The organism is Nitrosovibrio sp. Nv6 (assembly GCF_900110495.1).
Classification (GTDB): Bacteria; Pseudomonadota; Gammaproteobacteria; order Burkholderiales; family Nitrosomonadaceae; genus Nitrosospira.
Genome location: NZ_FODX01000001.1, coordinates 1,211,802 through 1,223,345, shown reverse-complemented (window position 1 = coordinate 1,223,345; position 11,544 = coordinate 1,211,802). Strand labels below are relative to the sequence as shown.

The window sequence follows — 11,544 nt, the reverse complement described above, 5'->3', positions numbered from 1 at the left end:
AAGACCACCCTTGAGGTGGTTTTTTAATTTCCATGTACATCCGTAATCGACCCGACTCAGGCTCGGTTGACATTCAGTCGTTCTGAACCGCTACTTTTGCCTCTTGGCCATAAGTCTATTGTTTCTTCAATTTTCGATCAATCATATCTGGGCGGTCCGGATCCTATTGGTTTTCTACTAATTATTTATCGGCCGTCGACGAAGGGATGATTGATGGCAAGGCTCTCAAAGAGCCAGCTGCTTCCGCTACTATATTCCTGTAATATCCGGTCCTGAACCAGTACTGAATGTATTTATTGCCAGCACCTCCGCGACTGTGAGGTAGTTGCGTTCACTCACTTCGCGAGTTCACGGTAGAGCAAGTCGAATTCCCGAAGGCATCTTCAAAGGCTGCCACCACCTGCTGACGGGGATATCCCTTCTCTTTGCGCTTGATATACTCGCGCAATGCCACAAATACTTCGGGCGAAACGCGAGAAGAAAGATTCTCGGGTGACGCAGTAGACATAAAACTTCCTCTTTAAAACATTTCATAATACGTCAGACGCGCGTCCGCGTCACGGGACTGTCTAAAGCGTTCAGCTGGGCAATCTATGGGTCCAATCTGCAATCCATGGGCAAGACTCGATTGATCTTGTCTCTGTCATTTCTGAGGAAATGGATCACCCGCCATACTTTTGTTTTCCGATCAATCGAATCCGACCTATTGAACTCTACTGTGCCTATCAGGAACTGATCTCAACTGTTCTCCATAAATTGACAAAGGTTATTTATTCACATATTCTTCACATAAACATAACAAAAGTTTCACAAATACCTACGGGAAAGGCAGAGTGAGCCGTTATAGGTGGGATGGTTGAATAGGTGCAGAGTGGAAAGTTTTTAAGACTGAATACTTTTTTTGAGGACTAAGATCAAATGGAATTTATGGAGTGGTTGCAGATGTTTCTTTTTGTCGTCCCAATCGTATCGGTACTTTATGGAATTCGACAAATATGGGAGGAAGAGCCTAATAAATCTTCTTAAGCGAAGCTACCGATCTTCAACGCTTATGATGTGCATTAGTGAAGGTGTAGATTCCCGCCGCCTCCACCCAATTAAAAAAGCCACCCCAGCGGGTGGCTTTTTTAATTGGTGGACCGCAGTGTCATGGGGTACGGACTTGCTTGGCCCGAGTTGAGACCTTTCTAATCTCCACTGGGTTACAACAATCATGTCTGACCCTGAGCTATCCCCACAAATTTAGGCAGCTAATAAGCTTTTGATATAAGGATTGATGGTTGTTAGCGATTGCCATATGTGGCAGGGTGATAATCGAAACGCCGGTTGTCGCAGGAGCAAACGCGCGAGAAAGATTAACGAATAAGGATCTCGTTTGCTGGACGAATTGACACGCACCTGTTTAGCGATCGGCTGATTCTTTCCGGCAACACCGATACACCAAAGGAGGAAGGCAGCCAGTGCAGCGATTAACAGCAAGTTCGCTCGACGCTGTTGACCAATGCGATTGGCGCGGGCTACGCCCAAGCCATAGCGATAACTTTTGCTGTCGCGAAAGCCTTCTTCGATTTGCATCCGCGCTTGATACAGCTTCATGATCTGCTTGGCGGTGAACGATTGTAACGATAGGGAGGCTGCCAGTAGCCAGGGCTCTTTTTCGCGCTTGGCTTGTTTTTTACTGTGGCATGACTGACTCTGCTGACCCGATTGGTTGCATCGTTGCCGTCCTTTTTTGGGTTGCCGCACCAAAACGAGAAAAGCAGGCAGCGGATGCCGCCGCACCCACTGAACCGCGCCCAGATCAGCGGGTTTGGTGGTGGCTTTCGTATACAGCGACGTTGCACTAGACCATGAATCGGTGGGGTTCTGCCAACTGATAAAATCACGGTTCCGGATACGCCCCACCCAGTGCCAGCCCAGTGCCTGTTCGACGTAACGATAGAACGGCACGCGAAACCCGGAATCCGCCACGATGATCGGATGACTCGTCAGTGGCAGCATGGTTTTGAGTGTTGCTAAAAAGTCCTGTTGGACGCTGCGATTACCCAACTGGGAATGGGGATGGACTTCCTCATATAACGTTAATGCCCGCCCTTTCATCGGTAACGACGCACGCAATACATAGTGCTCTTGGTCCCCGCTTAAGGGCGACCAGTCGATGAGAATAATGGGGTGTGGCAATCCCCGTACCAGCCATTGAGTCAGTGCAGTATAAAGGCTACATCGGTCCTGATAGAGCCGGGTGTTGCCGATCAAACGATCCATGCGCTTGATCTTGTGTTTGATGAAGGCTGCATTGGAAAGGCTTCGGACTAAGGATGTTATCGATATTTGAGCACCGCATAAGACCGAGCCCACAGCGGCCATTAACGCTTGCAGGCGTGTCCCGTGGATTGACGGAACCGCTTTTTGACGGTGTTTGTGTAATACCGCGACAGCGTGCATGAGATCTCCTGAAAAGTCATATTCAAGAAAAAGTTTCATGCACTCGTTGTTTTAGATTGAGTATATATCATAACTATCTGTAATATTGAAGAATTTCATGGGGATAGCTCAGTGTCTGACCCTATTATCCTTTGAGAGCGAACCGATTATCCATACTATGAATAAAGGACACTCGCCACACCCCGCGCTCTTGTGCCCCCACCTTCGGTATTGATATTGAGGCGGATTTGCACGGGGTGAACTGGGAATGGACGCCGCTACCGTCCGCGACGGGAAACGGAGAAGGCACAAAAAACGCTTGGAGGCGGCTATCGTTGTGTTGAGCTGTCCACAACCGGTCAATTAAAATAATAGGGTGAATGGCTTCATGACCAAAAGACTATTGCCTTGGGTGGTGACACGCACGTGGAAATGATTCTTCTTATCGGCATTCAGGCTTCCGGCAAAACTACTTTTTACCTCGAACGTTTTTTTGAAACCCATGTTCGCATCAGTATGGATCTATTGCGAACACGCAATCGCGAAAGCATTTTCATGCAGACCTGTCTGGCAACGCAGCAGCGCTTTGTTATTGACAATACCAACCCGACTCGCGCAGATCGTGCACGTTATATTGAACCGGCACGAAACGCACGGTATCGCGTGATCGGTTACTTCTTCGAGCCCGACCCGAAAGCCTCGTATGAACGCAACCAAGGCCGGAGCCAAAAGCACCGCGTTCCCTCTCCCGGTCTTTTCGGCACATTGAAGCGCTTGGAGCGGCCAAGTATCGAGGAAGGCTTCGACCAGCTATTCCTCGTACATGCAGATAAAGGCAGATTTGAAATCATGCCGATGTAAAAAGGGACGCCGTCCTGGGTTATAGCTCAGGAGAAAATGCCCACCCGCACGATGCCGTCGTTGCCGATAGTGCCGCGGAACATGCCTCTGGTGTTGAAACGCATTGCATAATTGCCTTTTGCATCCAGCACGATCAAGCCGCCATCCCCTCCGATGGCGGCGATTTCCGCCAGCGTATTATCCGCCGCCTCGGTAAGCGGAATGTGCTGCAGCCGTACCTGCGCCGCCGTGTTGAACGCAGCTACTGTGCGGATGAATATTTCTCCCGTGCCAGTCGCGGATACCGCAACCGAACGATTGTCCGCGTAGGTTCCCGCGCCGATGATGGACGAATCCCCTACGCGCCCGAAGCGCTTGTTCGTAAGCCCGCCAGTCGATGTGCCGGCGGCGAGATTGCCGTGACGATCCAGCGCCACGGCACCTACCGTTCCGCGCTTTTCATCCGCGTCAGGCTGCGGCGTATCGGGAACCATGTCATGGTCCTGCAGCAGACGTTCTTCGGCAATGGCTTTTTGCAACTGATTCCACCGGAATTGGGTATAGAAATAGGATGAATCAACAATCTCCAGGCCCTTCTCGGCGGCAAAGGCATCGGCGCCCTGGCCCATAAGCATCACATGCTCGCTATTTGTCATCACGGCGTGCGCAGCGCGGATGGGGTTGCGTATTGTCGTAACCGCGGCAACAGAACCTGCCATGAGCGTGGAACCGTCCATAATAGATGCGTCCAATTCAATGCCGCCGGCATTACTGAACACCGCCCCCTTGCCCGCATTGAACAAAGGCGAATCTTCCATGACCACGATCGCTGCAATCACGGCGTCAATGCTGCTGCCGCCCGCTTCAAGCACTGAATGGCCGGCAGTCAACGATTGCGCAAGCACCTGCGTATAAGCCTGTTCGAGTTCCGCCGTCAGTTTGCTGCGCGTGATAGTACCGGCGCCACCGTGAATCACCAGTCGGATCGGTGAAGTATCCACCCCAGCGGTGTTTGTTCGTGCTATCACCTGTTACAAAATCTAAGGGTAAGGAAAGTTATTATCGGAGTTTCTTCGGGAGGGTTTGTAAATGTGCGCAAACCTGGATGGTAGCGTTTACCTATGACAGATAGAATCAGCGTATGGCTTCCAACTGTTCGAGATGTGGGCACCTCAAGTATTTCCTGATTATAAATCTCATACGCGGAGTCTAATCTGATTGCCGATAAGTCCACCGAGACTCCTCGTCGCCAAAAGCGAGGAAACGGATTTGGCTGGGGTAACAGACCAAGCTTGGCCGATCATATCATGACAAGCCAAATTAAAATCTTCACGTGAAACATCGGGAATGTTAATGTTCAGCGGACGGCAGCTGGCATTCGATGCCATTCTCTACGCTCTTCATGAAGGCGTTGGCTGCATGGCCCGTAATGTCAATCCTCTGCGTCCGATTTTCAGGGGTCAGGCCGAACCCGCCCCGTTCCCTTTCTGTTCCATTGCGGGTGCATTGCAACCTGAGCAGATATGCCAGCCCAGTGCAGATGCACTGGTAGTAGCGTTTGGCACGCTTATCGTCTGAGGTGTGTGTGACCGCGTAGGCGTCGTTGAGCCCCTCCAAGGCGCAGGCCACCTCCACCGATACCTGCTGAGCCGGGTTGCCCTCGACGTTTTCGTAGAAGCCCTGCTCAATGATCTGGTCGTGCATGCGGCAGACGTAGTCCGCGACTTCCTGCTTGATTCCAGCGCTCTGAGTGCACTCGAACAAAAGGCGGCAGGCCTGTGATTGCCAGTTGGCGAAGAAGACAAGCACGTCCTCCGCTACACGAGCGCGCCGGAAGTACTGTACATCATAATGGGAGAAGCCGCGTTCCACGCTGTGCAGGTACCGGGTGTTCTGTAACTGCCGGTAGGTTTCCAGAAGAGCGAGCATGGCCTCGCCGGCGTACAGTTCCTCTCCGTGGTCCGGCAGGTCGTGGAAGTACACCTTGTAGGAGCCGTCTGGCCTCTGCTGCTGGAGTATCCCCTCGGCGAGGGCAGCGATCTGCCGGGTCCTGCGGGGCGGCGAGGCGTGCAGCAGGGCCAGGATCATAAAGGCGCTGTGGGCAATGGACGAAGGCTCCTCCAGGCGGCGGGGGTCGAGGATCAGGTACCCGTCGCGTTCCACGAGGTAATTGCCGTAGTGCCGCAACGACTTCTCGACCAGTGGTCGAAGCTCATGCCTTTTCAGGAAATCGCTGAGCATTTGCACGTCCCACACGGAGGCGATATCCCGGATGGGGGATTTCTCGCGGATGAATTCGTCGTCCTGGGGGATGTAGAGGTACTCGAGCATCCTGGTATCCGGATTGACCATGCCCTTGTACCATCGGTAGACGAGCTCCAAACGCTGCGTCAGCAACTCTGCTGTTTTCATGGCTTGATCTCTCCAGTCATCCAACCCGAATTTCGACTGTGCGCCTCACGTTGAACGCCAGAAGTTCCGAGTCGCTCGTTGCCCCACCGGACCATCACAGATTCGCGGCGGGCAGATTGTTGGACATGACTCGATTTTATCTATTCGAGGCAGGAAAGGGACATTCAAATTTATGAGGCATGACGCACAGACCTAAAAGAGAAAGACGGGAATAATGGCCATTCGATGGACCTTCGGAAGAATGTGCCATGATAAAGTTTTTATTATTTTGTTATAACTCTATCCTTATATACTGAACCGGTTGGGTAGCTCTGGGATTAGCAGGTAACTTTGGACCTTAAAAGAGTTGAACAATAGAAAACCGCTCAAGCGATTGGAAACAAGTGGCGGGAAAATGTTACTCGTCGTTACGTTGCATTATTAACAGTTAACAGTCGCCGTATGCGTCAAAGTCATATCCGCAAGCAAGCAGTTGGCCATTAATTTCCAACTATGGTCCGCAATACTCCTCTCCAGTTCGAACTCCATACTCCGCAATCGTCATTACGCGCCGCAATTATCGATGCCTGCCGCCGCGACGAGGCACAGAGCGTGGATGAGCTGATGGGGCAGATCAATCTGCCGCCCGCAAGCCGTTACCAAGTTCAGGAACGCGCACGCAGGCTCGTCACCGCGGTGCGCGGCAAGCGTGCCCACGCCAGCGGGGTCGATGCGCTGTTGCATGAATTTTCGCTATCCAGCCAGGAAGGCATCGCGCTGATGTGCCTCGCCGAGGCGCTGCTGCGCATCCCCGACAGGGAAACCGCCGACCGCCTCATCCGGGACAAGATCAGCAGGGGCGAATGGGGCGCGCACCTCGGGCACAGCCCATCGCTGTTCGTGAACGCCGCGGCATGGGGCTTGCTGATTACCCGCAAGCTGGTCTCGACCCACAGCGAGGGCGGATTAACGGCCACGTTGACACGTCTGGTCGAGAAGGGCGGCGAACCGCTGATTCGCAGGGCCATGGATCTCGCGATGCGCATGCTGGGTCATCAGTTTGTGATCGGCGAGACGATCGAGAAGGCGCTAGATCGCAGCCGCGAGCATGAGGCGCGCGGTTACCGCTATTCCTACGATATGCTGGGCGAAGCTGCTCTCACCGCAGCCGACGCCGAACGCTACTATGCATCGTACGAGGCCGCAATTCACGCGATTGGCAAGGCAGCCGCCGGGCAGGGTGTCCACGCGGGAGCCGGCATCTCCGTCAAGCTTTCCGCGCTGCATCCGCGCTACGTGCGCGCCCAGCGCGAGCGTGTAATCGCCGAGCTGCTGCCTCGACTTAAGTCGTTGCTGGCGCTCGCCAGGCAATATGACATCGGGCTGGACATTGATGCCGAGGAAGCCGACCGGCTTGAGCTCTCGCTCGATCTGCTGGAAGCGCTCGCGTTCGACCCTGAATTGGCTGGCTGGGATGGTATCGGGTTCGTCGTTCAAGCCTATCAGAAGCGCTGTCCAGCCGTAATCGACTGGATTATTGACCTTGCGCGCCGCAGCAGTCACCGGATCATGGTGCGGCTGGTAAAGGGCGCGTATTGGGACGCGGAGATCAAGCGTGCGCAGGTCGAGGGATTGGAGGACTATCCGGTCTATACACGCAAGGTGCATACGGACGTTTGCTACCTCGCCTGCGCACAGAAGATGCTTTGCGCGCCGGATGCGATCTACCCGCAGTTCGCGACGCACAATGCGCATACGCTGTCGGCGGTCTACCAGATGGCGCAGGATGCGCGGATTGACGACTACGAATTCCAGTGCCTGCACGGGATGGGTGAGGCGTTGTACGACCAGGTGGTGGGGGCGGGCCAGCTCGCAAAGCCCTGCCGCATTTATGCGCCCGTTGGCAACTACGAGACGCTGCTTCCCTACCTGGTGCGGCGCTTGCTCGAGAACGGCGCGAATTCGTCCTTCGTCAGCCGCACCGTCGATGAAGACGTAAGCATAGACGAGCTGGTCACCGATCCGCTCGCCCAGGTCGAGCGCGAAGGTGCGCGGCCGCATCCAGCGATTCCACTGCCGCGCGAGCTTTACGGCGCCGAGCGCAGGAACTCATCCGGTATCGATTTCAGCGATGAGCACGCGCTTGCCAGACTGGCCGCCGAGCTCGCCGAATTTTCGGGGAAGGATACTCCGGACCGGTCGGCCGTGCCGATGCTCGCCGACGGCGACCGTAAAGGCGGCGAGCGGCTGCCGGTTTTGAATCCTGCCGATCGGACTGATTGCGTCGGTACCGTGATTGAGGCGAGCGATAGCGATGTAGAGGCAGCGCTTGCCGCCGCCCAGGCATTCGCGCCCGAATGGCAGGCGACGCCGCCGGGGTACCGCGCGATGCTGCTTGAGTACGCAGCTGACGCGCTTGAGGCGCACCGGTCAGAACTGATCGGACTCGCGGTGCGTGAATCCGGCAAGTCCCTGCCGAATGGGCTCGCCGAGGTGCGCGAGGCGGTCGACTTCTGCCGCTATTACGCACAGCAGCTTCGCAGTCAGTTTGCAGGCAGTAGCAAGCCAGAAGCGCTGGGGCCGGTGGTCTGCATCAGTCCATGGAATTTCCCGCTTGCGATATTCATTGGCGAGGTGAGCGCCGCGTTCGCCGCTGGTAACCCGGTACTTGCGAAGCCGGCCGAGCAGACACCGCTGATCGCAGCCGCCGCAGTCAGGCTGCTGCATGAGGCCGGCATTCCGCGCGCGGCGCTGCAACTTCTGCCGGGGCGCGGCGAAACAGTCGGGGCACACCTCATTGGCGATGGGCGAGTGCGCGGCGTGATCTTTACCGGCTCGACCGAGGTCGCGCAGCTTATCCATCGCACGCTCGCCGGGCGATCGCACGAGGGCGAGGTTACGCTGATCGCCGAGACCGGCGGACAGAACGCAATGATCGTCGATTCGTCCGCGCGGCTTGAGCAGGTGGTGCAGGACGTGCTGGTGTCCGCGTTCGACAGCGCGGGCCAGCGCTGCTCCTCGCTGCGCGTACTGTGCTTGCAGGAAGAAATTGCCGACCGCGCGCTGGAAATGCTGAAGGGCGCAATGCAGGAACTTGCGCTCGGCAATCCAGGGCGGCTGGCTACGGATGTCGGCCCGGTGATCGACGTCGAGGCGCAAGGTGCACTGCTCGCGCATATCGAGAAAATGCGCGTCGCCGGTCATGCGATGTTCCAATTGCCACTGCCGCCTGTATGCGCAAATGGTACCTTTGTACCGCCGACCCTGATCGAAATTAACGATATCAGCGAGCTGGAGCGCGAGGTGTTTGGTCCGGTGCTGCACGTTGTCCGTTTTGCCCGTGATCGGCTGGACGGGTTGGTCAACAGTATCAACGCGACCGCCTACGGGCTTACGCTCGGCATTCACAGCCGCATCGATGAGACCATCGATTTCACCGTGACTCGCGCGCATGTCGGCAATATTTACGTGAATCGCAATATGATCGGGGCTGTGGTGGGTGTCCAGCCGTTCGGCGGCGAAGGTAAATCGGGTACCGGACCCAAGGCAGGCGGGCCGCTCTATCTGTACCGTCTACTACGGCAAGCGCCGGTGTCGCTCGAGCGCATCGGCGGCGTACATGAAAACGGCGAACGGAACGAGCAGGGTGAACCGGAGGCGCTGGCGGCGCTGCGGGCTCTCGCCGATTGGGCGCAGCAGACAGGGCGCGCTTCGCTCTCTGAACTCTGCGAAGATTACAGGGCGCGCACGCCGCTCAGATACCGCATCCCGCTGCCGGGTCCAACCGGTGAGAGCAATACGCTCGTGTTCGCGCCACGCGGGGAAGTAGCCTGCCTTGCGAATGACGAGGAAACGCTGCTTGAGCAGATTGCCGCCGCGCTGGCAGCCGGCAACCGCGTGCTGCTCGCGGAAGGCTCGATACCACGGGCGCTGGCCCACACGCTGCCGCCAGCGGTAAGAGAGCAGTTGCGGATTGAGCCGGACTGGATGCAAGCCGCACCCGACGTTGTGCTGCACGTGGGTTTTGCGGACGACGCCTACCGGCTGAGAAACGAACTTGCGGCTCGCGACGGTGCGCGGGTGCCGTTGATATCAGCCGCGGGCAAAAATTTTCCCCTATATAGGTTAACGGTAGAGCGCGTAGTGAGCGTGAATACGGCCGCCGCCGGGGGCAATGCCAGCCTGATGACATTGGACGCTTGAACGCGTCCGATGAACATGCTCATGCTGTTATTCTTTTTGGATTAATTTCGTAACCGTAACCATGAGGCGCTTCTTTCGCCTGATCAAGTCTTCATGAATGCTTCATCCAATACTTCATGAACAAATCGTTCAATGCCTGCCGCGCTTGAATTACGCGGACCTGCCACATTCAGTATCCGAATCCGGTTTGTTTTCAGGAAAGCGCTGATCCATTTACGCCATTCATCGCAGGGATAAACATGCAGGCATGGCCGATTGATTTTTCTTGCCCATTCCTGCGTAAATAGTGATCCCCCTGTCAGCTCTGGCGCCAGCGTAACAATCAGCGTGGCATCGCTGTCGCGCACGTTCCATTTCGTACGCTGCTGGTAGTTGCGTCCCACCGTTTCCTGCAAGCGATAGCAATCGGGAATTATCCCATCTTCTGCTCGCCGCCCAGCCGGACACCAGCCACCATGCTGTATATCATGGGCTATGGCCCAATCCAGCGCAGCGCGGTCAGCGCCGGTTTGTCCACCTGAAATTATTTTCTGGATCACTGTGCGCTAAAGAAGCCCCTGAACTGGTTATTAACCGGTCTTGAGTTTAACCGAAAAATCCGCGATGCCTATCTTGAAGAGCAACCTGGCTGCCGCATCGAGTGTTTTGAATTCGCGGGTTTCGCGTCTTGCTGTTTCCAGCGGCTGGCCATCGATCACTACCATATAGCCCTCGGACATTACTGCATAATGCACCTGCACCCGCTTTACGGCGCTGGCATTGAGCAAAAGTTTTACTTCACGCTCTATCATGTTTTCTTGCCCAGCAATAACCCGGTAGCGGGACCACGTATGCCCCATGGTTCAAACAGGTCCTGCTGGTCGACCATCATCAGCAGTTCGCCCGGCTGCACTTGTAAAAATTTGCAAAGTTTTTCCAATACGCCGCGATCAAAGCTGTTTACCCGGTCGTAATAATAGCGATCGAGGGTGGCGCGAGCGATGCCGGTCGCGCGGCACACGTCGGCGACTTTAATGCGCCGAGTGCCAAGAATGGTGGAAAGTCGACAAGTAATCATTGTTGGGTTTATTGTTGATCGATTCCGATGAAATAATAACATGAGACGGTTAATTATAGCTAGCGGAGAGCCATTTTTGCTGGGTAAGAATATAAGTTAAAGGCGCTGAGCATTGAAATTAAGACACTTGTTTTAGTACAGTATTGATGTCACAATGTGTCGCATGAAATCAGAAAAAACTTCAACGAAACCCAGCTATTCGCTGGCTGAACTGTGCGTATTTTCGGATCTGCCTCCCAGGACCGTTCGTTACTACGTTCAGATCGGTCTCGTTGATCGGCCCGAGGGCGAGACGCGCGCGGCCCGCTATGGTCCGCGGCATCTCGAACAACTGTTGCTGATCAAGAAGTGGACGGCCGCCGGTGTGTCCCTGGAACGCATTCGCGAACTGCTCCGGGGGGAACAGGCGCCGATTCCTCCTCGTCCACGGGCCGTTGGATCGGTCGAGGTATGTAGCCATCTGACAGTGGCGGATGGGATTGAAGTGGTGATCGAGCCGGGCCGGGCGGGTTTATCGCCTGAGCAGGTGCGTGGGCTGGTAAAAGGCATCATGGGGGTATTTGCTCAGGTCAGCGGCGGCGTGAGACTAGAGCGGGACAAGAGCAACAACTAGAACAAGAGGGAGAAGA

The 11,544-nt window shown here is 55.4% G+C and carries 10 protein-coding genes; 3 read left to right on the top strand and 7 right to left on the bottom strand.

The features are described 5' to 3' along the window. Nucleotides 1-331 precede the first annotated feature (331 nt). Together BMX66_RS15600 and BMX66_RS05960 are read right to left on the bottom strand one after the other, a co-directional pair. Nucleotides 332-508 carry a hypothetical protein gene (locus tag BMX66_RS15600; RefSeq protein ID WP_158593390.1) on the bottom strand — a complete coding sequence of 59 codons (177 nt, stop codon included), beginning with the start codon at nucleotides 506-508 and terminating at the stop codon, nucleotides 332-334. 734 nt (nucleotides 509-1,242) lie between these two features. Beyond that, nucleotides 1,243-2,445 (bottom strand): IS4 family transposase, encoded by a 1,203-nt coding sequence (locus BMX66_RS05960; RefSeq protein WP_158593389.1) that lies wholly within the window; start codon nucleotides 2,443-2,445, stop codon nucleotides 1,243-1,245. A gap of 411 nt (nucleotides 2,446-2,856) precedes the next feature. Between BMX66_RS05960 and BMX66_RS05955 the strand changes: the two genes are divergently transcribed. Beyond that, on the top strand, nucleotides 2,857-3,285 hold the full coding sequence (locus BMX66_RS05955; protein ID WP_255398844.1) for an AAA family ATPase: 429 nt from the start codon (nucleotides 2,857-2,859) through the stop codon (nucleotides 3,283-3,285). Between the two features lie 26 nt (nucleotides 3,286-3,311). Here BMX66_RS05955 and BMX66_RS05950 read toward each other — a convergent pair whose 3' ends face one another. After that, nucleotides 3,312-4,292 carry an isoaspartyl peptidase/L-asparaginase family protein gene (locus BMX66_RS05950; protein ID WP_255398825.1) on the bottom strand — a complete coding sequence of 327 codons (981 nt, stop codon included), beginning with the start codon at nucleotides 4,290-4,292 and terminating at the stop codon, nucleotides 3,312-3,314. A 322-nt stretch (nucleotides 4,293-4,614) separates the two neighbouring features. After that, nucleotides 4,615-5,676, bottom strand: coding sequence for a hypothetical protein (locus BMX66_RS05945; RefSeq protein ID WP_090879253.1), 1,062 nt, complete (start codon nucleotides 5,674-5,676; stop codon nucleotides 4,615-4,617). 492 nt (nucleotides 5,677-6,168) lie between these two features. On the opposite strand from BMX66_RS05945, the gene putA reads away from it, so the two are divergent. Beyond that, nucleotides 6,169-9,858 carry a trifunctional transcriptional regulator/proline dehydrogenase/L-glutamate gamma-semialdehyde dehydrogenase gene (gene putA / locus BMX66_RS05940; protein WP_090879251.1) on the top strand — a complete coding sequence of 1,230 codons (3,690 nt, stop codon included), beginning with the start codon at nucleotides 6,169-6,171 and terminating at the stop codon, nucleotides 9,856-9,858. Nucleotides 9,859-9,941: 83 nt separating this feature from the next. On the opposite strand, the gene BMX66_RS05935 is transcribed toward putA, so the two are convergent. Genes BMX66_RS05935 through BMX66_RS05925 form a run of 3 tightly spaced genes read right to left on the bottom strand, consistent with a single transcriptional unit; the run spans nucleotide 9,942 to nucleotide 10,915 of the window. After that, on the bottom strand, nucleotides 9,942-10,397 hold the full coding sequence (locus tag BMX66_RS05935; RefSeq protein WP_090879248.1) for a putative molybdenum carrier protein: 456 nt from the start codon (nucleotides 10,395-10,397) through the stop codon (nucleotides 9,942-9,944). A 30-nt stretch (nucleotides 10,398-10,427) separates the two neighbouring features. Beyond that, nucleotides 10,428-10,649: a hypothetical protein gene (locus tag BMX66_RS05930; RefSeq protein ID WP_090879246.1), complete on the bottom strand. Its 222-nt coding sequence runs from the start codon at nucleotides 10,647-10,649 to the stop codon at nucleotides 10,428-10,430. After that, complete coding sequence (locus BMX66_RS05925; RefSeq protein ID WP_090879244.1) at nucleotides 10,646-10,915, bottom strand: helix-turn-helix domain-containing protein; 270 nt, start codon at nucleotides 10,913-10,915, stop codon at nucleotides 10,646-10,648. The genes BMX66_RS05930 and BMX66_RS05925 overlap by 4 nt, the downstream gene beginning before the upstream one ends. A 163-nt stretch (nucleotides 10,916-11,078) precedes the next feature. On the opposite strand from BMX66_RS05925, the gene BMX66_RS05920 reads away from it, so the two are divergent. After that, nucleotides 11,079-11,528, top strand: a complete 450-nt coding sequence (locus BMX66_RS05920) for a helix-turn-helix domain-containing protein (RefSeq protein WP_090879960.1) — start codon at nucleotides 11,079-11,081, stop codon at nucleotides 11,526-11,528. The last annotated feature ends 16 nt before the right edge of the window (nucleotides 11,529-11,544 follow it).